Source organism: Sorangiineae bacterium MSr11367 (assembly GCA_037157805.1).
Classification (GTDB): domain Bacteria; phylum Myxococcota_A; class Polyangia; order Polyangiales; family Polyangiaceae; genus Pendulispora; species Pendulispora rubella.
On the sequence record CP089983.1, the window covers coordinates 2,289,449 to 2,309,952 of the forward strand.

Annotated in this window: 18 protein-coding genes; 11 read left to right on the plus strand and 7 right to left on the minus strand. The window is 65.3% G+C overall.

The window, feature by feature from the left end:
* The first annotated feature begins 3 nt into the window (after positions 1-3).
* Complete coding sequence (locus tag LVJ94_09025) at positions 4-357, plus strand: 2Fe-2S iron-sulfur cluster-binding protein (GenBank protein ID WXB07377.1); 354 nt, start codon at positions 4-6, stop codon at positions 355-357.
* Positions 358-409: 52 nt separating this feature from the next.
* Here the strand turns inward: LVJ94_09025 and LVJ94_09030 are convergent, their stop codons facing one another.
* Both LVJ94_09030 and LVJ94_09035 read right to left on the minus strand, forming a co-directional pair.
* Entirely contained in the window at positions 410-739 is a 330-nt protein-coding gene (locus LVJ94_09030) for a BON domain-containing protein (protein WXB07378.1), read from the minus strand.
* A 36-nt stretch (positions 740-775) separates the two neighbouring features.
* The gene (locus tag LVJ94_09035) at positions 776-1,129 is read right to left on the minus strand and encodes a YhbY family RNA-binding protein (protein WXB07379.1); all 354 of its coding nucleotides are present in this window, start codon (positions 1,127-1,129) and stop codon (positions 776-778) included.
* A 116-nt stretch (positions 1,130-1,245) separates the two neighbouring features.
* On the opposite strand from LVJ94_09035, the gene LVJ94_09040 reads away from it, so the two are divergent.
* The 3 genes from LVJ94_09040 (at position 1,246) to LVJ94_09050 (ending at position 3,563) form a co-directional block, all read left to right on the plus strand.
* Positions 1,246-1,674: an acyl-CoA thioesterase gene (locus LVJ94_09040; protein ID WXB07380.1), complete on the plus strand. Its 429-nt coding sequence runs from the start codon at positions 1,246-1,248 to the stop codon at positions 1,672-1,674.
* Positions 1,671-2,783 carry an S-(hydroxymethyl)glutathione dehydrogenase/class III alcohol dehydrogenase gene (locus tag LVJ94_09045; protein ID WXB07381.1) on the plus strand — a complete coding sequence of 371 codons (1,113 nt, stop codon included), beginning with the start codon at positions 1,671-1,673 and terminating at the stop codon, positions 2,781-2,783. The genes LVJ94_09040 and LVJ94_09045 overlap by 4 nt, the downstream gene beginning before the upstream one ends.
* Positions 2,784-2,939: 156 nt before the next feature.
* Positions 2,940-3,563 carry a CAP domain-containing protein gene (locus tag LVJ94_09050; protein WXB07382.1) on the plus strand — a complete coding sequence of 208 codons (624 nt, stop codon included), beginning with the start codon at positions 2,940-2,942 and terminating at the stop codon, positions 3,561-3,563.
* A gap of 1 nt (position 3,564) precedes the next feature.
* On the opposite strand, the gene LVJ94_09055 is transcribed toward LVJ94_09050, so the two are convergent.
* Complete coding sequence (locus tag LVJ94_09055) at positions 3,565-4,809, minus strand: hypothetical protein (GenBank protein ID WXB07383.1); 1,245 nt, start codon at positions 4,807-4,809, stop codon at positions 3,565-3,567.
* A 136-nt stretch (positions 4,810-4,945) separates the two neighbouring features.
* Between LVJ94_09055 and LVJ94_09060 the strand changes: the two genes are divergently transcribed.
* Both LVJ94_09060 and LVJ94_09065 read left to right on the plus strand, forming a co-directional pair.
* Positions 4,946-6,331 carry a hypothetical protein gene (locus LVJ94_09060; protein ID WXB07384.1) on the plus strand — a complete coding sequence of 462 codons (1,386 nt, stop codon included), beginning with the start codon at positions 4,946-4,948 and terminating at the stop codon, positions 6,329-6,331.
* Between the two features lie 242 nt (positions 6,332-6,573).
* Positions 6,574-8,115 (plus strand): serine/threonine protein kinase, encoded by a 1,542-nt coding sequence (locus LVJ94_09065; protein ID WXB07385.1) that lies wholly within the window; start codon positions 6,574-6,576, stop codon positions 8,113-8,115.
* Between the two features lie 3 nt (positions 8,116-8,118).
* Here the strand turns inward: LVJ94_09065 and crcB are convergent, their stop codons facing one another.
* From crcB to LVJ94_09080, 3 genes are read right to left on the minus strand one after another with little or no spacing between them, the layout of a single operon-like run.
* Positions 8,119-8,502, minus strand: coding sequence for a fluoride efflux transporter CrcB (gene crcB, locus LVJ94_09070; protein WXB07386.1), 384 nt, complete (start codon positions 8,500-8,502; stop codon positions 8,119-8,121).
* Positions 8,503-8,516: 14 nt separating this feature from the next.
* A complete protein-coding gene (locus LVJ94_09075; GenBank protein ID WXB07387.1) occupies positions 8,517-9,635 on the minus strand; it encodes a hypothetical protein in 1,119 nt (372 codons plus the stop codon).
* Between the two features lie 3 nt (positions 9,636-9,638).
* Positions 9,639-10,922 (minus strand): serine hydroxymethyltransferase, encoded by a 1,284-nt coding sequence (locus LVJ94_09080; protein ID WXB07388.1) that lies wholly within the window; start codon positions 10,920-10,922, stop codon positions 9,639-9,641.
* Positions 10,923-10,962: 40 nt separating this feature from the next.
* On the opposite strand from LVJ94_09080, the gene LVJ94_09085 reads away from it, so the two are divergent.
* From LVJ94_09085 to LVJ94_09105, 5 genes are all read left to right on the plus strand, one after another.
* The gene (locus LVJ94_09085) at positions 10,963-11,631 is read left to right on the plus strand and encodes a hypothetical protein (GenBank protein ID WXB07389.1); all 669 of its coding nucleotides are present in this window, start codon (positions 10,963-10,965) and stop codon (positions 11,629-11,631) included.
* Positions 11,628-13,634, plus strand: a complete 2,007-nt coding sequence (locus tag LVJ94_09090; protein ID WXB07390.1) for a protein kinase — start codon at positions 11,628-11,630, stop codon at positions 13,632-13,634. Before LVJ94_09085 ends, LVJ94_09090 begins: the two co-directional genes overlap by 4 nt.
* Positions 13,635-13,708: 74 nt before the next feature.
* The gene (locus tag LVJ94_09095) at positions 13,709-16,846 is read left to right on the plus strand and encodes a protein kinase (GenBank protein WXB07391.1); all 3,138 of its coding nucleotides are present in this window, start codon (positions 13,709-13,711) and stop codon (positions 16,844-16,846) included.
* 22 nt (positions 16,847-16,868) lie between these two features.
* The gene (gene hemL / locus LVJ94_09100; protein WXB07392.1) at positions 16,869-18,155 is read left to right on the plus strand and encodes a glutamate-1-semialdehyde 2,1-aminomutase; all 1,287 of its coding nucleotides are present in this window, start codon (positions 16,869-16,871) and stop codon (positions 18,153-18,155) included.
* Positions 18,148-19,143 carry a formamidopyrimidine-DNA glycosylase gene (locus tag LVJ94_09105; GenBank protein ID WXB07393.1) on the plus strand — a complete coding sequence of 332 codons (996 nt, stop codon included), beginning with the start codon at positions 18,148-18,150 and terminating at the stop codon, positions 19,141-19,143. Before hemL ends, LVJ94_09105 begins: the two co-directional genes overlap by 8 nt.
* A 779-nt stretch (positions 19,144-19,922) precedes the next feature.
* Here the strand turns inward: LVJ94_09105 and LVJ94_09110 are convergent.
* Positions 19,923-20,498: a Uma2 family endonuclease gene (locus tag LVJ94_09110; GenBank protein ID WXB07394.1), complete on the minus strand. Its 576-nt coding sequence runs from the start codon at positions 20,496-20,498 to the stop codon at positions 19,923-19,925.
* Between the last annotated feature and the right edge of the window lie 6 nt (positions 20,499-20,504).

The window sequence follows — 20,504 nt, forward strand, 5'->3', positions numbered from 1 at the left end:
ACAATGGCCATCGTCCGATTCAAAGGTTACGGCGAAATCGAAGTCCCCGTGGGCACGAGCATCCTGCAGGCCGCCCAAGAACTGCACGCGCCGGAAGGTTACGCGTGCGGCGGCGTATGTGCTTGCTCGACGTGCCACATCTACGTGACCAAAGGCAGCCATCTTCTGTCCGGGCAGGAAGAAGAAGAAGAGGACATGCTCGACAAGGCCTTCGACGTGCGCGCGAACTCGCGCCTCGGTTGCCAATCGACGATCGAGCGCGACGGCGAAATCGAAGTCGAAATCACGCGCGAGAGCCTCGAAGCCTACGAGAACGAGCACCCGCAAGAGCGCGGCAAATACGTCACCTGGCGCTGATCACCGCAAGGGCTCCCTCCCCCGGAGGGGGAGGGTTGGGGTGGGGGAGAATTCAGCGTGACCATAACGTGTTGTCGCCGTCGCCCACGGCGGATCGGGCGACTTCCGCGTTGCCGAATTCGGTTTGCTTGGCCTGCGCCTCGGAGCCAAGCTCCGCCCGAATTTCGAGACAATTTTTCACGCGTGTGACGCCCGGAACGCCGGCCACCGTGCGCTCGATCGCCGAGGCCATCCAGATATCGTCCACCGCTCCGAGGAGCTTCACGGCGTCGCCATCGAACTCGAAGCGGATTTCACTCGAGCGAAGCTCGGGCTGCCGCTGCAGAGCTTCGTTCACGAGCCTTAGGGTGACTTCTTGTTGTTCGTTGGCGAGCTCGCGCATGATGCGCGAAGTGCAGCAATTCCCGCGCCCGGGCGGCTATTTCGTTCGCGGCAGAACGATCTTCGGCTTCTTCGGGTGGCGGCGGTACAAAAGGATGGTGCGGCCGAGCACCTGCACGAGCGCGGACTTCGTGCGCGCCGCCAGCTCCGTGGCGGCCTCCTTGCGATCCACGGGAGCCTCGGAGAGGATCTTCACCTTGATGAGCTCGTGCGTGAGCAGTGCGGCGCCGGCAGCTTGGACGAGGCCATCGGTCAACCCATCTTTCCCGAGCATCACCGTCGGCTTCAAATCGTGACCGAGTGCGCGGAGGTGCCGGAGGGCGGCACCGCTCATGCTGGTCGGGCTCGTAGGGCCGATGCTGGATTTGGCTGCGGGAGGCGAAGACGACATGATGGGCGTCTTCATACTCGACTTTCGCCGTTTGGGGAGAAAGTCTCTCCGGGATGAACCGAGAGCAGCCCGAGAAATCGATGGTAGATGAGGCCTATGAGGGCCGTCAGGCCCGAATGAATCCCGAGGCGCCGAAGCTCGAAGATTTCCCTTTCCGAACCGCCGACACCATTCGCTACGGCGATACGGATCGCCAGGGGCACGTCAACAACGCGGCCTTTGCAACATTCTGCGAAACCGGGCGCGTGTCGTTTCTCTATCCCGAGAACGAGCCCATCGCGCCGCCCGGCACCTCCTTCGTTATCGCCCGCCTCACGCTCGACTTCCGCGCCGAGATCACCTGGCCGGGAACCATCGACATCGGAACGCGCATCACCAAGGTGGGCCGGAGCTCGCTCACGGTGGCTCAAGGGCTCTTCCAGCGTGGTCGCTGCGTGGCCACGGCGGAATCGATCATCGTCTTCGTGGATGACGCGACACGCAAATCGACGCCGCTCACGCCGGCGATCCTCGCGTACCTGGATGCGGCTAATCTGCCCAAATGAAAACGCGCGCTGCCGTCGCCTACGAAGCTGGCAAACCTCTGGTCATCGAAGACGTCGAGTTGGATGGACCCAAGGCCGGTGAAGTCTTGGTGGAGATGAAAGCCACCGGCGTCTGTCACACCGACGAGTTCACCCGCTCGGGCGCCGATCCCGAGGGCCTCTTTCCCGTCATCTTCGGGCACGAAGGCGCGGGCGTCGTCGTCGACGTGGGGCCCGGTGTCACGTCGGTCGCCAAAGGCGATCACGTCATTTTGCTGTACACACCGGAGTGCCGCGCCTGCAAATCGTGTTTGAGCCACAAAACGAATTTGTGCACGGCCATCCGCGCGACGCAGGGCAAGGGCGTCATGCCCGATGGTACGAGCCGATTCTCCATCGGCAAGACGAAGATTCACCATTACATGGGCTGTTCGACGTTTGCACAGCACACCGTGCTTCCGGAGATTGCCGTCGCGAAGGTGCGCTCCGATGCTCCGTTCGACAAGATTTGCTACATCGGCTGCGGCGTCACCACGGGCATCGGCGCCGTGATGTACACGGCCAAGGTCGAACCGGGCGCCAACGTCGTCGTGTTCGGGCTCGGCGGCATCGGTCTGAACGTGGTGCAGGGTGCACGCATCGCGGGGGCGGACAAGATCATCGGCGTGGACTTGAATCCGGCGCGCGAGTCGCTGGCGCGCAAGCTGGGGCTCACGCACTTCGTGAATCCGAAGAACGTGCAGGGCGATCTGGTGGCCCACCTCGTGGAGCTCACCGGTGGGGGAGCCGACTACAGCTTCGAGTGCGTGGGCAACGTGACCTTGATGCGGCAGGCTCTGGAGTGCTGCCACCGCGGGTGGGGTGTGAGCGTCATCATCGGCGTTGCGGGCGCGGGCCAAGAAATTTCCACGCGACCTTTTCAGTTGGTCACCGGTCGTGTGTGGAAGGGCACCGCATTCGGAGGCGCACGAGGTCGAACCGACGTTCCGAAAATGGTCGATTGGTACATGGACGGAAAAATCGATATCGATAGCTTGATTACGCACAAACTACCCCTTGCACGCATCAACGAGAGTTTCGATTTGATGCACGAAGGAAAGTCGATTCGTACCGTCGTCGAATTCGGGTGAGTGGCCCCCAATTCGTGGGGCGCGCACCTCTTGCTCCCCCTTTCCAATCCCGCTCCGACTCGCGAGATTTTCCTCATCGCCTCGAGAGAAGAAACGGAAGCGGGATCGGGAGCGGGAAGGGGGAGAGCAGGCCTGGCTCTTGCGATGCGGCGTTGCATGAAAGCGACGCTCCGTATCCTTTGTGTACTGATGTGCCCCGTGCTTTACGCCGCGTGCAGCAGCGGCGACGACTCGAACGATGGCAATCCGGAAAATACGCCCACGAACGGAGACGACCAAAATGTGGGCGGGGGCGGCGGTGGTGGTGGCGGGGGCGGCGGTAAGGACGCAGGGACAGGCGGCGGCAAAGACGCGGGCGGGGGCGGCGGCACCAAGGACGCGGGCGGTGGTGGTACCAAAGACGCGGGGGGCGGAGGCTCGAAAGACGTCGAGCAAATCTGTGTCGACAAGATCAACGCGTACCGAGCCACCAAGGGACTCGCTCCGTACGCGCGATGGAACGCCGGTGAGACGTGCGCCGCGGGCCAAGCCAAGAGCGACAGCGAAACCAACTCCGCCCACGGAGCCTTCGGCAGGTGCCAAGAGATGGCCCAAGACGAATGCCCCGGGTGGTCGGGCCCACCCGAGTCCATGATTGGCAAGTGCCTTCAAATGATGTGGGACGAAGGTCCCGGCGGTGGCCACTACGAGAACATGGCCAGCACGAAGTACACGAAGGCCGCCTGCGGCTTCTACACGATGTCCAACGGTGACGTGTGGGGCGTGCAGAATTTCCGATGAGTCACTTCGCGGCCACGGCTTCCTTTAGCTGCGCGAGGAGCTGCTCCGCGCGCGTGCCGTCCTGCACCACGTCGTAGATTGCGTGATTCGGATACGGCTCCGCCCGTCGTGTGAGATGCTCCAGCACACGATAGGTGGAGTCGTTGGCCACGCGCGGACTGGTGTACGCGCTCTTCGTGGCCGGCAGCAGGTAGCGCGGCACGCCGAATTCCAGATCGTCGCCCATCATCACGAGCTCCATCGTCGACGGTGACGTGAGGAAGTCCGCGAAGGCTTGCGCATCCCGGGCGCACGCGCCCTTGCACCGTTTGCCTCGGACGAGCGCGTCGGTGAACAAGAGCGGATACGAGCCCGCGCCCAGCGGCGCCGACGTCACGAAGATGGGCGCCGTGTCTTTGCGCTGCACCCGAATGCGATGCAGCGATTCGGAAAAGCCGATGTACGCGCCGGTCTTCCGTGCGGCGAAATCGTCCATGGCCACATTGGGATTGTCGTAGGTCGCATCCAAACAGGGATTCGTATCGCCCACCGCACACGTGCGCACCAGCGACGCGAGCCCGTCGACCAGCCGCGCATTCGGAAACCCCGGCCGGGAGACGACCCCCGCGAGCGACGCGCCCGGGTGCCCATCTTCGTAGGCATCGAGGTAGAGCGACGGCAGGTTCCACGTACCGCCAATGGGCGCACCCAATGCGGGAGCGGGCAGGGCCTCGAGGCGCTGCGCGAGCTCCGTCACCGTCTTCGCGGTCACCGCATCGGCGTCGCGCGTGTAGACGAAGTGGCTGCACTGCCAATGCGGCACACCGTACGAGCGACCGCGGTACGTCACCGCCTCGCGAGCGGCCGGGTGCCAATCGCCGCGGTTCGGATCGTTCCACTCGGCGAGCTCGCCCGCGATGTCGCCCAGCAAGGCCGTGTCGATCTCCACCACGTCTTGCGCATCGCGCAGCCAGGCCGCCAGCTTGGCGCGGTCGTAGAACTCGGCCGCATTGGGATCCATCTCCGCGAGCACCAGGTCGACGTTCGGGTGCTGCTCTTCGAACCGCGCCTCGAGCATCGCGCGCAGCCGCGTGAACCCTTCCTTGCCGTCGACGTCCGCGGGGATGAAGGGATAGAGCGCCACGCGAAGTGTGCGCTTTGCGGCCAGAGCCTGGTCCGGGGTCTCCGACGACGATGTCTCGGGGACGCCCCCGCAGGCGGCTGCGACGAGTAATGTGGCGAAAAGTCCGATTCGTGCGCGCATCATCGCAGCAGACATAGCTCCAATTGGTACGACGCTGGGAACTTTCGCGGTCGCGCAGGAGTCTGACCAACGTTCCTCGAGATACGACCGTATGGGCCTACTTGAAACTTACGCGAGTGCACTTCGCGAAGAGCCGAAGATGCGCTTTTACGCACTGTCGCGCGTTGCCAGCGATATTGGAGTCGTGGCTTTTGGCTGGGCGGAGGCGTTGGTCGCGACCAACCTTTCCGTCACGCAGGCGGCCCGTGCCAGCTTCATGGTGCCCACGCTGGTGTTCCACCTGCTCGGGAGCATCATCTCTGGACCGCTGGCCGATTGGGCCGAGAGATTTTCACTCGAGCGACTCGCACGTTGGCGATGGCGCATCGTTCTCGCACGGTGCGCCGGCAACTTGGCATTGGCCCTGTACCTCGTCATGGCGCTGGGGCAGGGCGAACCGAGCATCCCTATGTTCTTGCCATTCTTGCTGGGAGGGGCCGTTCTAAAGTCAGGGTTGCGCGCGACCGAGAACGCTTTCCATGTCGACCTTCTCCGTCGCGAGTCGGTGCAGGTCGATCCAGATGGCCGGCCATTGTACGATGAGCGCGGCCGGCCGCTTCTCTACAAGACGCACTTGCTATCGTTGTCGTCGCTCGTGCTATCCATCGTGGAGCTGGGCGACTTCGTTGCGCTGGTGGTGGGCGGGCTCGTCATGAAAGTCGCCTCGGGGCGCCTCGCCCAGCTCGTGGCGTTCGACGTGGCGGCCCACGTGATTTGTTTCGTCGTGCTCTTCTACTTTTGCCATCCGCAAAAACGTGCGCGAGACATTCGGCTCGCCGATCTCCTGCGAGAGGAATACGTCGCCTCGACGGCGAAGGTCAACCCGGCGGTGCTTGCCGTGGTCCACTTCCTGCGTTCGATCGTGGAGGGACTTCGATTCCTCGCGGCACCTGAGCGTCATGTGCTGCGTTTGCTCTTGGTGGGCTGCTTCATCGTGGAGATCGTCACCGAAGCGTACGACGGCTCCATGATCGTCAAACACGTGATGGGCGGTTCCGACGATGCCGTTCGCTATGCGATGCTCGTGTGGAAATTCGGGTCCCTCGCCATGATGTTTTTCGTTCCGCTTTTTGCACGATGGGTTGGTGGAATTGGACGTCTCTTCGTGATCACGATGCTCCTCGACGGTCTCGTCATCGCGTTGGCGGGCAACATCGCTGGGGCACACACGGTGCTGGCTGTCGCGCCGTTCGTCGTGGTGTGCTTCGTCGACCACGCCCTTACGGGGATAGCCACCAATATGGCGGGCCTCGCGACCAACAGCGCATCCAGTGCGGCTATGCGCGGCCGCATCATGGGTACGTTAGTTTTTTTTGTCATCCTCGGTGACATCGCCTCGGAAATGCTCGCCTCCGTCCTCTCCGAGCGCATCGGCATTCCCAAGATGCTCGAGCGCATCGGCCTTCTGCAAGTCGTCGTGGTGTTCGTGCTTCTCCTCATCGGAGGCAAGCGTCTCTGGTCCTTCGGCCTCCATCCGGACCAGTGAAATCCTGACTTGCCTTCACCGGACGCTACGATTGTCCTATCGAGCGTAAGGGGCGTGCGTCGAAATCTGTATTACACCTGATCCTGACCATCATCGAGTCAGCGTTTCGCGCCCGATAGCAAAATAGACTTCAATGACGAAATGGCTTTTCATCGGGAGCGGGGCTTTCCCGGGCGCGGGGTGAGCGCGTTACCGAAGATGTGGTAGTCTGCAATGTGATGGCGGGGGGCTACGGTGGTTGGGTGGCGGAGGAGTCTGGCCGCGTACTCGGGCGCTATACGTTGCATGGGACGATTGCCGTGGGCGGGATGGCGACGGTCCATTTTGGGCGACTACACGGGCCCATTGGTTTTTCGCGCACCGTTGCGATCAAGCGGCTGCATCCGCACTATGCGCGCGATCCCGAGTTCGTCGCGATGTTTCTCGACGAAGCGCGGTTGACCGCCCGCATTTGGCATCCCAACGTCGTCCCCACGCTCGACGTGGTCTCGACGGAGGGCGAACTCTTCGTCGTCATGGAGTTCGTCCACGGGGAATCCCTCTCGCGCCTGATCAAAGCGGAGGGCGCGAAGGCCCGCCGCATCCCACCGTCCGTCGTGGTGGCCATCTTGTCGGGAACGCTGCAAGGACTTCATGCGGCGCACGAAGCCTGCAATGAGCAGGGGCAGCCGCTTTCGTTGGTCCATCGTGACGTCTCGCCGCAGAACGTGCTCGTGGGCGTCGATGGCGTGGCGCGCGTTCTCGACTTCGGCATCGCCAAGGCGACAGGAAGGCTGCGCACCACGCAGCATGGGGAACTCAAGGGAAAGCTTGCATACATGGCGCCCGAACAGCTTCTGGGCGAGGAGACCACGCGGCAGGTGGATATCTATGCCGCATCGGTCTGCTTGTGGGAAGCACTCACGGGGCGCCGTCTGTTCTCGGGCAACAACGAGGGGGACGTGCTCAATCAAGTACTCCTCGGTGACATTCCGCCGCCGGGCGAATACGTGCCAGGTCTTGGCAGGGCGGTGGACGACGTCGTGTTGTGCGGCCTTTCGCGCGACCCATGCAATCGCTTTCGAACGGCCCTCGAAATGGCCATCGCGCTCGACGAAGCGATGGACCGCGTGGCGAGTCCGCCGCAGGTGAGCGCATGGCTACGGGGCGTGGTGGGCGCGGAGATGGACGAGCGACGCCGAACCGTGGTGGAAATCGAGCGGCAGACCAGCCAACCCAGCCCGGAAGAAGCGCTGCGCGAGATACTGCCGCCGCCCGAGTCCATGCCGCCCGAGGAGCCGATTCCCTCGTCGACGGGCGGGTCGGTGACGAGCACGAGGCCGGCCGAGATGAAAGCCTTCGATGCAGCGTTCTGGTGGCGCACGGCCATTTCGATCTCGCAAAGGAACTTCAAGACGAGGAAGGCGTTTTTGGCGCTGGCTGCATGGCTCGTCTTCGTCGTCACGCTGCTCGTCCTCGTGGTGACCACCTGGCAACGGCCATCGGGGCGGGCGGCGACGAAAGGGGAGCCATCGCATCCGATCTTCAACGACCCGCGAGAGGCCCCGGTGTTCGCACCGGCGCCCGCGGAGTCGGCGCAGGCTCCAGCACCGCCCACGATGGCGAGTGCGCCCGCGTCCGCGTCCGCGTCCCAACTTTTCGTCGACGAAGTCGTCGCCGCGATGCCAGGACCAAGCGAAATCCTGAAGACATCCCCGGTCGTTCCGGCGGCCAAGAAGAGCTGCGATCCGCCGTACTACATCGACAAGGCCGGAAGAAAGCGATTCCGGCGCGAGTGCTTTTGAACGTCACCCGCCCGTGAGCTTTCTCGCCGCCAGCAAACCGAGAGCGCCCGCGAGAAAGCATCCGAGCAATGTTCCCAGCAGATTCGCGGCGCCGGTGCCCCAGGAGCGTTCGCGGAGCAGGTTCATCGTTTCCTGATTGAAGCTCGAATACGTCGTCAGCCCGCCCATGAACCCCGTCGTCAAGGTCACGCGCCAGGTTGGCGAAATGAGCGACGTTGAGAGCGCGAGCTGCGCGACCAGCGCCATGAGAAAGCAGCCCGCGACGTTCACGAGGAGCGTGCCATACGGAAACGACGCACCCAGCGCCCGGCCCGCCCAAAGGCCGACGAAGTAGCGCAGCAAGGTCCCGAGCGCACCCGCCAGGGCGATGAGAAGAACACGGATCACGATGCGGCACTGTATCAGTATGCCGCGCGCTTCGCCTTGTCGTCGCGCCGCCAGAACGGGGCCGGCCTGGGGGCGACCGTGCGCCGGTCCAATCGCAGCCACCGCGGAACCACCACATCGCGCAGCACTTCCCCGACCAAGTGCAGCTGCGAAATGTGCGCGTCCTTCGTCGTCCCGGCGAAGCCGCGGATGTGAAAGCCTTTGACGTCGGCGCGGTAGATGCGCTGAAAGTTGCGCGGCCCGGGGACGCGCAGCCACGCCTTTTTCGCGCCCACGACATCGGTCAGCACCGCAGCGGTTTCCGTCGTACTGGCATACCCCGGCGGCACGATGGATGAATGCGTGAACACGAAGGACTTGTTGCCCGCCGCCGCATCCTGCGCAAACCGCATGAACGCATCCAGGCCGCGCCCATCCACGCGCCGCCCGTTCGGCGCCGACGGCAATGCCAAATAGTTCGCGTGCAGCCCATCGAGCAGCACGATGGTATCGATGCGATCGTAATAGCCCTGCGTCAGAATGTTTCGAATGGCCCCATACCCCGCGCTCCACGCAAAAAGGGATATGCGCCTCACGTGCAATCGTGGATTGTTCGTGCTCTTACGCAGTCGCATTTCGATGTCGCCGAGCATCGCTTGGAATCGATTCGGGTCGTTGAATGCGTCCGCATACGACTTGGAACCCGCGCCGTAGGTGACCGCGACGATCACCGCACCGCCCGCTTGCTCGCGGTATTCCTTCGCGGCCGCCCGTCCCGCGTGAAAATGGAAGATGACGTCGAAGACGTCGGAGCGGAACTTCTTCGGTGCCAAGTACCAGGCGCCGAACTCCGCCGGCTCCCACGCCGGCTCGTAGGGGCCTGCCAGGGGCGCTTCGTTCCGCTCGTCGATGACGCTGCTACGGAATCCGTTCAGGCTGGCGCCGGTGCGGCCGCCGCCCAGCCCCATGGCGAGCAGCTCGGCTGCGGAAATCATATCGGGCGGGCCCTCCGCGGTGGAGGACGCTGCCGCCGTCTCTTGCCCTGCGGCGAAGGAATCCGCCGACTCCGAGCAGTCGAACAGCAGCAGCGCGGACGTCGCAACCGCGAAGATCGCGTGGAGCGCGAAGCCAACTGGGCGTCGCGCTCGGCGCATGCATTACACTCGCAATCCGGGCGCCGGATACTTGGCGCACACAGCGCGCACTTCGGCAGCAACTTTGGAGATCACGGCATCGTCTTCCGGTGCGTTCACCACGCGATCGATCCACTCTGCGAGCTGCACCATGACGTCTTTACCCATTCCGCGCGACGTGACGGACGGCGTGCCAATTCGAATTCCCGAGGGGTCGAACGGCTTGCGCGGATCGAACGGAACCGAGTTGTAATTCAAAACGATGTTCGCACGATCCAACGCTTTCGATGCGACTTTGCCAGGGATGGTTTTGTTGGTCAGATCGACCAGCAAAAGATGATTGTCGGTTCCGCCGGTCACCAGCGAGAATCCGCGGGCGGTGAGCGCCTCGGCCAACGCCTTGGCATTGTCGACGACGGCACGGGCGTAGTCCTTGAACGAAGGCGCGAGCGCCTCTTGCGCAGCCACGGCGATCGCGGCCGTCGTGTGGTTGTGCGGCCCGCCCTGCAATCCCGGAAACACGGCCCGGTCGATCTTGGCGGCGTGTTCCTTCTTGCAGAAGATCATCGCGCCGCGCGGACCGCGGAAAGACTTGTGCGACGTGGACGTCACCACGTCCGCAATGCCGATGGGCGAGGGGTGCACGCCCGCCGCGACGAGGCCCGCGATGTGCGCGATGTCCGCGGCGAAGATGGCGCCCACTTCATCGGCAATCTCGCGGAAGGCCTTGAAGTCGAGGACACGCGGATACGCCGTGGTGCCCGCCCAGAGGAGCTTCGGCTTGTGCTCCTTGGCGAGCGCGCGCACCTCGTCCATGTCGATGAGGTGCGTGTCCTTGGTGACGCCGTACGGGACACTCTTGAAGTACTTGCCCGTGATCGAAACGTTGTGGCCGTGCGTGAGGTGCCCGCCCGCGGGCAAGCCAAGCCCCATGATGGTGTCGCCCGCGTTGCAGAAGGCGAGGTAGACGGCGAGGTTGGCCGGGCTGCCCGAGTAGGGCTGCACGTTGACGTGGATGTCGTCGATGGATCCGTGAGCCGTGGCGCCGAAGAGCTGCCTCAAACGAGAGATGGCCAATTCTTCGACTTCGTCGATGACCTGCTGGCCTTCGTAGTAACGCTTCTTGGCGTATCCCTCGGAGTACTTGTTGGTGAGACACGAGCCCGTCGCCTCCTGCACGGCACGTGACGCGTAATTCTCGCTGGCGATGAGGCGTAACGACTCGTCTTCGCGGCGATTCTCCGCTTCGATGAGACGAAAGATCTCGGGATCGACCTGGGCCAAGGCTTCGTCGGTTGCTCGGTTCATGCGCTTCTTTTCGCATGTCTATGGTATGCGTGGAAGAGCCGTGGCTCTTACGATTCGCCCCCTTATCGTCCTACCTTTCGCCGCTTCGCTTCTCGCGGGCGTCCTCGTCTCGGAACCGGCGTCGGCGCAAGACCGCGGGGCCTTTCCGCTCGACAAGCCGGCCGCGCGCCGAAGCGGCCTGGTCATCGGTCTCTCGCTCGGCACATCCGTGATGGCCGGCAGCGGTTACCCCAACTCGGCCACGCGCATGCAGGACCCGCGGTACTACGCCGCCAGCGGCGTGGTCGTGGGAACGAGCTCGACGCTGACGATCATGGGTGCGCTCACCGACTACCTCAACTTCGGTTTCTGGGGCGGTGGTGGCGGAGGCGAGAACAACGACTGGAAGCTCTCCAGCGCCGGTGGCGGCGTTCGGGTGGAGGTCTTCCCGCTCTTCTACCTCGTGCCAAAGTTGCGTGACCTTGGCATCTCCGGTCAGTTCGGCGTGGGCTCCGCCAAGATGGAGGCAAAGCATGGCGCCTCCGAGGGTGGCGAGGGCGTGCAGTCCTTCGTCGGCGGAGGAGCCTTTTACGAATTTCGCCTCTTCAACCCGTTCGGCACGCACTTCACGTTGGCGCCGACGGTCGAGTACCAAGCCATCTTTTCGGATCCCTTCGAGAGCCACGGCGTCGTCGCCGGCGTGCGTCTCGCCCTCTACGGCGGCCCATGAACCTGGGTGGGAGTGATCCGTTCGGGCTCTTGGGCCAGGTGCTCGATGGGCAATTTCGGATCGACGAGGTTGCGGGCGAGGGAGGCTCGAGCGTCGTCTACCGCGGGGAGCACGTCGGGTTCGACTCCAAGGTGGCCATCAAGTGCTTGAAGCTGCAAGCGCAGCTCGAGTCGTCGCAGATCGAGGCGTTCATGCGCCGCTTTCGCGAAGAGGGCCGCGCCGCCTACAAGCTCGCGCAGGGGCACTTTCACATCGCGCGGTGCATCGCCATCGGGACGACCTTGTCGCCCAAGACGGGATCGCTCGTGCCGTACACGGTGCTCGAGTGGCTCGAGGGCAAAACGCTCGCGCGGCAGTTCGAAGAGCGCCGCCTGGCGGGCGGGCAGGGGCGTCCGTTGGGCGATTTGCTGCCGTTGCTCGACACCGCGGTGGATGCCGTGGCGTACGCGCACACGCAGGGCGTGGTGCATCGCGATCTGCACCCGGGAAGTATCTTTCTGGCCGAGAGCTTGGAAGGGGTGAAGGCCAAGGTGCTCGACTTCGGCCTGGCCAAGGTGGCCAGCGAGCAAGCCCTCGGTTCGGCGTCCCACGTAGACGGCGCCGCGGCGAACGGCGCGAATGCCGCATCATTTCGCGTCTTTTCGCCGGCGTACGCCACGCCGGAGCAGCTCGACGCGACCATCGGGTCCGTGGGACCTCCGAGCGACGTGTACGCGCTCGCGATGGTGCTGCTCGAGGCCATGCGCGACCAGCCGCCGTTCCTCGGGCTGTCGCTGTCCGAATTGCGCACGCGCATTCTCGATCCGCGCGCGCGGCCCACGCCGAGGGACTTCGGTGTCATGGTTTCGGACGATGTGCAGGACGTGTTCGCGCGGGCGCTCGCGCGCGAGCCGGGAGAACGCTTTCTCGATGCCGCCGATTTTTGGTCGGCGTTGAAGTCGGCCGTTCAGAACGGCGCATCGGATGCTTCGCTCGCCGATGCGACGCAGCGCATGGACGCGCTGCCGGACAGCGACTCGCTGCTCTCGCTCGTGGGCTACGACGATGGGCCCACGTTGAACGATGTGCCGCCCGTAGCCCCGAGGGCCGCGGGGGTTCGCCCGGTGATCGACGAGGAGACGACCATCGACGATGGCATTCCCGTCGTGCTTCCACGCCAGCCGGCCGCGCCCGAAATCAGCGGCGTGCAGTCGTCGGCGCAGGCAGAGTCCGCGGCCGCCGACGTGACGGGCCCGCGGGCCAAGACGCCATCGGCGGACTTCACGGGTCCTCACGTTGCCATGTCGACAGCCGACGCCACGGCGCCGCGAAAGGCCTTGTCGGGGCAGGGCGGGAAGGCCGACGCGCCCACGCGTGGTCCCGTCGTGCTCGGGGTGCTGCTCGGCGCCGGCGCGGCGTTGGTCGCACTGTCCGTGCTGGCCTCGTTCTACCTACAGAGGCTCCAGCGATCGGACGACGTGGTCGTGGCTGCGTCAGGCCCCCCCCACCCCAGCCCTCCCCCTGCGGGGGAGGGAGCCCAAAGACTTCCGTCGGCAACAGTGGGCGCAACGACGGGCGTCGCGCCCATGGCGACGGCCGATCCGGCCCCCTCCCGCCTCGACCCCGCCCCGCCCGGGCTGGGGAGCGCAAGCGCGCGCCCGAAAGGACGTACACCTCCTCTCAAAGGCGCCGTGGGACCGACCCCGAAGCCCGTGGCCGAAGAGCCCACGGAGATCCCACCGCCGGCCGATCCCTCCGCTTTCAACCGCCCGGCGGCCGAGGCGTCCCTTCGTGTGCTCGATGGGATCCTCGCGAGCTGCCGGCGCCCTGATGGAAAGGGCGGCGAGGGCAGTGCGCGGGTGACCTTCACCAACGACGGCACGGTTTCCGGCGTCAAGATCACCGGCCCCCTCGCGGATGGGCCCGAAGGCGACTGTGTCGCGCTGCGCTATCGCAATGCGAAGATTCCGCCCTTCGAGGGGCCGCCGGCCTTCGTGGAGCATGCTTTCCGCTTGCCCAAGTGAGTCCACCACCTTTCGGCAGGTGAGCCCGCGGTAGGAAATACCCGCGAAGACTTCGTGGTATGGTTCACCCTGCGATGCAAAGAGATCCGTTCCGCTTCAACGGCACTGTGATCGACGGTCAGTTTCGTATCGATCAGTGGATTGGCGAAGGTGGGTTCAGCAACGTCTACAAGGGCTTCCATCTCGGCCTCAACGAGCCCATCGCCGTCAAATGCCTGAAGCCGATCGCCGACTCTCCCGAGGTCGTTCAGGATTTCGTCAATCGTTTCCGTGACGAAAGCCGCATCGCGTATCGACTGTCCCAGGGAAACCTCGACATCGTGCGTTGCATCGCCAGCGGCACCACGCTCGCGCCCGTCGGGGTCCGCGTGCCGTACATGGTCCTCGAGTGGCTCGAGGGCGAGTCGCTCGCCATCCATTTCCGCGGTCGACGCGATGCGAAGATGAAGGGGCGCTCCCTCAAGGAGGCGTTCGACATGTTCACGCCGGCGGGGGAAGCGATCGTCTTCGCCCACTCGCACGGCATCGTGCACCGCGACATCAAGCCGGGAAATCTCTTCCTGACGAAGTCGCGCCAAGGAGGTGTGCGGCTCAAGGTGCTCGATTTCGGCATGGCCAAGGTGATGAGCGATGGCTCCTCGGAGTCGACCGGCTTTTCGCGCCTGGCCATGAGCATGCAGAACATCGCGATCTTCTCGCCGCCCTACGCCGCGCCGGAGCAGTTCGATCCGACGATGGGGCCCATCAGCGCGAAGGTCGACGTGTATTCGTTCGCCCTCGTTTTTCTCGAGGCGATGCTCGACCGACGTGTGCGCACCGGTGAGACGGACGCCGAGTGCTTGATTCAAGCGTGCAAGCCGTCGCAGCCCATCACGCCACGTGGATTGGGGCTTACAGTGCCCGACGCAGTCGAACGCCTTTTCACCCAAGCGTGTGCGACAAACCCGCGTGAACGACCTCAGAGTATGGAAGAATTCTGGGGCAAGTTGAGAAATGCAATGCAGGCTGACTCGAAAAAACCAAACAGCGCCCACGATGACCCGCAGGACTGGGGTGACGTAGCCGATAGCATTCCTCCCGACGCAGACGGCCCGGCGACCATCGTGGCGGACAGCGAAGGGTTGTTCGATCACGAACCGCCGTCGGCGCCTCCGCTGCCGCCGATTCCTGGTCCAGCGCCGCTGCCGCACGGGTCGCACCCGTCACATTTGGCCCATCATGCGCATCCCCAGCCGCACCATGCGCATGCGTCGCCGCACGCGGTGCCGCACCTGGGTGACGACGAGTCGACGCGGACCATCGACGTGAATCAGCTTCCGTCGCCGCCCGGCCAGCCTCCTCAGCAGCCCATTCCGCCGGAGGTAAAGGACTTCCTGCAACGCACGGGCCTCGCCGCGAGCGCGCGCATGCCTTCGCCCAGCGCTCCGTCGCCGCAAGCACCTGCCGGCCCGGGGGCGAAGCCGTTCGCACGACCCTCGCAGCCCGGAATGCGTCCGTCGCAACCGGGGGGCTTCCACCTTCCGCGGCCGTCCATTCCGCGTCCAGAGGGGTCGGCGGGTCGCCTTCCCGCGCCGCTTCCGGCCGCGGGGACGCCGGCCGAGGGGGTCGCCGCACGCAGTGACAGCGCCAACGGGCGCGCCGCCCCGAGGCCGACGACGGGTACGACGGCCATGCCGATTCAGGCTCCGCGGCTGCCTTCGCTGTCGGGCGGCGATGAGACCGGACCGTCCTCGAGCGACATGCCCACGACGGTGGGGCAGTTGAACGACATGCCCATTCAAGGCCCGCCGCAGGCAGGGGGGGCCGCGCGGTTCGATCTGGCCAGCGCCGAGACGCAGTTCGCGCCCGACGCGCCCGCGCCGTTTGGTGCACCGCCGCAGCAGCCTCCGTTCTTTGCGTCGCCGCAGCAGGCCCCTGCGGGCAACCCGAAGAACAAGACGCTCGCCCTTTCGGCCACGCCGTTTGCGCAGCAGTTCTCCAACACGCCGCCGGTCGACCCCGATGCGGAGGCGCCCACGCAGGCGCAGTTCGCACCGCAGCTGCAAGACGCGATGACGTACCAGCCGCCGCCGTTCGCGCATCCGCCGCCGCAGCCTCAGCACGGTGGTTATCCGCCGCCGGGTGGTGCGCCTTCGCCGTACGGGGCGAGCGGTGGAACGTCGGCCATGCCGCAATTCAGCCCGCCGGATCCGGGGGCATCGCCCTTTGGCAATTATGGGGCGCCGGGTGGCGGCCAGTCGCCGTTCGGTGCGCCGGGCGGTGGTGGTGGTCAATATGGTCCCCCTCCCGGTGGCGGCCAACCGGCCCCGCAGCAACAGGGCATGATGCAGCCCGGGATGGCGGGTGCACCGCCGTGGCAGCCGCAGCAGGGCGCGCCGCAAGGTTACGCCGCGCAACAAGGCTTCGCGCCGCCCGGGCCCGTTCCCGGCGCGGCTCCCTATGCGGCGCAGCCCCAAAAGCCGAAGTTGATCCTCATCGGCTTGATCGCGGCCCTCGCCGTCATTCTGCTGATCGGCGCGGGGTATGCGGCCTATTCGCTCTTGTCGTCGTCCAGCAGCGACACGAATGCGGCGCCGTCCGCGAGCGCGGCCCCGCAGGCCCCGTCCGCACCGGCGGCCGAGGTTGCGCCGACGCCGACGGGCGCCGCCGTCGCACCGCAGCCACCGCCCGAGCCGCCTGCGCCGCCCCCGGTGCAGCAGGCAGGAGCGGCCCCCGCACAACCCTCGCAACCGGCGCAGCAGCCTGCTGCCGAGGCTCCGCACCGCAGCAGCGGTTCCAGCGGCTCGAGCGACCGCGGTTCGTCGTCCTCGGGAAGCTCGGGCAGCGGCTCGGGAAGCTCGGGTTCGACGTCGTCGGCCAAGTCGACGGGCAGCAGCGGCTCCACCACGGGCAGCGGTCCGACGCCCATCGCCCGCCCCAGCGCGGGCCCGTCCGAGCCGGGCAAGTTCAGCCCCGAGGCCGCGCGCGCCTCCCTCAAGACGATGGAAGGCGTGCTCGCGAGCTGCAAGAAGCCCGACGGCCCCACCGGCCCGGGGCGCGCGCGCGTCACGTTCATCGGCGATGGCTCGGTCATGAGCTCCGTCATCGTCGGACCTCCGTACGAAGGCACGCCCGTGGGCGACTGCGTGGCAACGCGCTTCAAGTTCGCCAAGGTTCCCAAGTTCGAAGGAAACCCCGGCGTGGTCGACTACAACTTCACCATCAACAAGTAGCTTCCCCAGAAGATAGGCACTCGTGACCGACCCCATCTCGCGCAAGTTGTTTCAACGGGCCCAGGAACTCATCCCCGGGGGCGTCAACAGCCCCGTTCGTGCCTTTCGTTCCGTCGGGGGCGAACCCGTGTTCATCGCGCGGGCAGAGGGCGCGTACCTGTTCGGCGCCGATGGGGCGAAGTACACGGACTACGTCGGCTCCTGGGGCCCGATGATCCTCGGCCACGCGCACCCCGACGTCGTCAAGGCGGTGACCTCGGCCGCCGCCAACGGCACGAGCTACGGTGCTCCGACGGAGCTCGAGGTGCGCTTCGCCGAAAAGGTCATCGAGCTCTATCCATCCATCGAGATGATGCGCGCGGTGTCCAGCGGCACCGAGGCCACCATGGCGGCCATCCGCGCCGCGCGCGGTGCCACGGGGCGCGACGTCATCGTGAAGTTCGAAGGCTGTTACCACGGCCACGCGGACTTCCTTCTCGTCAAAGCCGGTTCCGGCGCGGCCACCTTGGGCGTGCCGGATTCGGCGGGCGTTCCGGCATCCACCGCCGGCAACACCACGACCATCGCGTACAACGACATCGCTGCACTGCGCGAGCTCTTCTCGGCGCGCGGCCATCGCATCGCGGCGGTCATCGTGGAGCCCGTCGTGGGCAACATGGGCTGTGTGCCGCCGGTTCCCGGTTTCTTGGAGGAGATCCTCGCGCTCTGCCAGAAGCACGGCGCCATCTCGATTTTCGATGAGGTGATGACCGGCTGCCGCGTCGCACGCGGCGGTATGCAAGAGCGCACGGGCCTCAAGCCGGACATGACGTGCCTCGGCAAGATCATCGGCGGCGGCATGCCCCTCGCGGTCTACGGTGGCAAGCGCTCCATCATGCAGAACGTGGCGCCGCTCGGAGCCGTCTACCAAGCGGGCACGTTGAGCGGCAACCCCGTCGCGGTCAGCGCCGGCCTGGCAACGTTGGCGCACCTCGATGCGGCGCTCTATGAAAAGCTGGAACGGCTTTCGTCGCGCCTCGAGCAGGGACTGCGCACCGCGCTCGAGCGCACCAAGACGCCGGGCTGTGTCCAGCGCGTCGGCGCCATGCTCACCCTGTTCTTCAACGAGGGGCCCGTGCGCGCGTGGAGCGACGCCCAAAAGAGCGACACCGCGCGGTTCGGGCGCTGGCACCGCGGCATGATTGCGCGCGGGCAATACCTCCCGCCGTCGCAGTACGAGGCGGCCTTCGTGAGCGCGGCGCACACCGACGCGGACATCGACGCAACGGTGCAGGCTGCCGAGGAGGCACTGCGGGAGGCGAGTGCCTGAGCTCCCCGACGTCACGTTGTACATCGAGGCGATTGCCGCCCGTGTCGTAGGGCAGCCGCTTCGAAAGATCCGTCTGGCCAGTCCCTTCGTTCTGCGCACCGTCGTCCCGGCACCGGCGCGCTTCGAAGGGCATCCCGTCACCGACGTTCGCCGCGTGGGAAAGCGCATCGTGCTCGGCCTGCGCGACGGTGACACGCGGCTCTTCGCCGTCATTCACCTGATGATCGCGGGGCGGTTCCGTTTCTTGCCGCCGGCGGCGAAGATCCCCGGCAAGGTGGGGCTTGCGGCCTTCGATTTTCCGAACGGCACCTTGGTGCTCACGGAGGTCTCCAAAAAGAAGCGTGCGTCCATCCACCTCGTCGAGGGGGAGGCCGCCCTGCGCGCGCTCGATCCGGGCGGGCTCGAGGTGCTCACCGCGGATCTCGCCGCCTTTCGCCAGGCGCTCACCCGCGAGAACCACACGCTCAAGCGCTCTCTGACCGATCCACATCTCTTCAGCGGCATCGGCAACGCGTACTCGGACGAAATCCTTCACCGCGCCGGTCTCTCGCCGGTGCGCCTCACCGCGCACCTCACGGACGAAGAAATCGCGCGTCTCTTCGAGGCGACGACCGCGACCTTGGTCGATTGGACGAACCGGTTGCGCGACGAGGCTGCGGGCAAATTCCCCGAGAAGGTCACCGCCTTCCGCCCGGAGATGGCCGTGCACGGTCGCTATGGCCAACCGTGCCCCGTCTGCGGCGGCAGGGTCCAGCGCATCGTCTATGCCGAGAACGAGACCAACTACTGCCCGCGCTGCCAAACCGGGGGCAAGTTGCTCATGGACCGCTCGCTGTCGCGCCTCCTCAAGGACGACTGGCCGAAGACGATCGACGAGCTGGAGCAACGCCGCGCCGACGCGTCGGCGTCCGGCTCTCGTTCCGTCGCCGCCGCGTCCAGCGCGCCCGATGCCAAACCGAAGCGGCGAGCATCACCGCGGCGCCCATGATGCCGCCGTAAGATAGGACACTCGAGAGGGGCGAGGCTGCGCACCCCCGTCCCGCCGGAAACCGATGCATCGGTGCCAATGATGATGTCGGCGCACGAATAATACGTGCTTGCATCGGTATCGGCCGAGCAGCCTGCGGAAGTGCCTGCAGCGATTTGTCGCACGCGCAGCACGCAATGCTCGCATTCGACGGGGCCGCCGTCGACCTTTGGCAAATCGGCGACCGGGATGGTGGCCTCGCGCGATTGGGGCACGGAATTCGAGTCGTCTGGAAACACGCGCAATACTTGGAAATCGTAATCATTGCCCGTCGTGGACAATTCGACGATGTAACATCCACTTTGGTCCGTCGTTTCGTTCCACGAGACGGTCAAATCCGAACCTGCGTCCAGTTTGTATTTCGGCGCCGCGGGATTCTGTCCTCCGCAGGGGCCTACTTTTGCAATTCGTCTCGTCGCACGCGGGCGCGCGCGGCACTGGCGCCGTCATCACGGCAGCTCCCCACGCAGTCGCACTGCAGAACAGCGCAGCTGCAGAGAATGCGCCCGACATCGAGATCCATTTGCGCATGCGCAGACTGGAGCATCACGTATGCCATGTAGATGCAATGTCGTTGCTCGCGTGTGATGCCCTACTTCTCACAACGACAACGCCGATTGGATCGATCCCTGGATCCCCATCGACCGGGGCAAAGGGGCCAATCGATGGAATCTACACGCAACTCGCAGCACGCGCCGGCCGACTCTCAGGAGATAGCCGAGAAGCTCTTCGAAAGCTGATCACGCCTTGCGCGGCAGAATACGCGAGACCTCGATCGACAGATCCGAGAAGGCGAGGGGCGCGATCGTGTCGCCTTCGCGGTAGCGTGTGATCGTTTGATAGGCGCCCGCACGCGGCTCGCGGTGCACCTCGATGATGCGTTCCACGAGGTTCACGATCCAATAATCGCGGATGTCCGCCTCGGCGTAGATGCCCGGCTTGAGCTGGCGATCCTTTTTCAGGCTCGAGTCGGACACCTCGATGACCCAGAGAGCTGCGTGAGGATGCTCGTAGTCGTAGTCGCCCAGCGCAACGACGGCGACATCGGGTTCCGGCTCGGAATCATCGCCGAGCGAAAGAGGTAACTGAATCCGCACTTGCGCCTGCCCTAGCAGACGCGGCACCAGCAGATCTTGCAGGCGCGACGTGGTTGAGGCGTGGGGGCCCTCCTGCGGACTCATGAGCACGAGCCTACCACGCAGCAACTCGAGGCGTTCTCCCTCGAACGCCCCGGCTGCCACCAGTCGATCGTACTCGACTCGAAGCAGGGGACGAATCTGGTCCGGCGCAATCTCCTCGACGGAAACAGAGTTCATCCCCCA

Bases quoted from the DNA above. Each gene is read 5' to 3' on its own strand.
- LVJ94_09050 (WXB07382.1), top strand. From the start codon at position 2,940: ATGAAAGCGACGCTCCGTATCCTTTGTGTACTGATGTGCCCCGTGCTT.
- LVJ94_09025 (WXB07377.1), top strand. From the start codon at position 4: ATGGCCATCGTCCGATTCAAAGGTTACGGCGAAATCGAAGTCCCCGTG.
- LVJ94_09080 (WXB07388.1), bottom strand. From the start codon at position 10,922: ATGAACCGAGCAACCGACGAAGCCTTGGCCCAGGTCGATCCCGAGATC.
- LVJ94_09075 (WXB07387.1), bottom strand. From the start codon at position 9,635: ATGCGCCGAGCGCGACGCCCAGTTGGCTTCGCGCTCCACGCGATCTTC.
- LVJ94_09040 (WXB07380.1), top strand. From the start codon at position 1,246: ATGAATCCCGAGGCGCCGAAGCTCGAAGATTTCCCTTTCCGAACCGCC.
- LVJ94_09030 (WXB07378.1), bottom strand. From the start codon at position 739: ATGCGCGAGCTCGCCAACGAACAACAAGAAGTCACCCTAAGGCTCGTG.
- LVJ94_09060 (WXB07384.1), top strand. From the start codon at position 4,946: ATGCGCTTTTACGCACTGTCGCGCGTTGCCAGCGATATTGGAGTCGTG.
- LVJ94_09055 (WXB07383.1), bottom strand. From the start codon at position 4,809: ATGATGCGCGCACGAATCGGACTTTTCGCCACATTACTCGTCGCAGCC.
- LVJ94_09110 (WXB07394.1), bottom strand. From the start codon at position 20,498: ATGAACTCTGTTTCCGTCGAGGAGATTGCGCCGGACCAGATTCGTCCC.
- LVJ94_09090 (WXB07390.1), top strand. From the start codon at position 11,628: ATGAACCTGGGTGGGAGTGATCCGTTCGGGCTCTTGGGCCAGGTGCTC.
- LVJ94_09035 (WXB07379.1), bottom strand. From the start codon at position 1,129: ATGTCGTCTTCGCCTCCCGCAGCCAAATCCAGCATCGGCCCTACGAGC.
- LVJ94_09045 (WXB07381.1), top strand. From the start codon at position 1,671: ATGAAAACGCGCGCTGCCGTCGCCTACGAAGCTGGCAAACCTCTGGTC.
- LVJ94_09095 (WXB07391.1), top strand. From the start codon at position 13,709: ATGCAAAGAGATCCGTTCCGCTTCAACGGCACTGTGATCGACGGTCAG.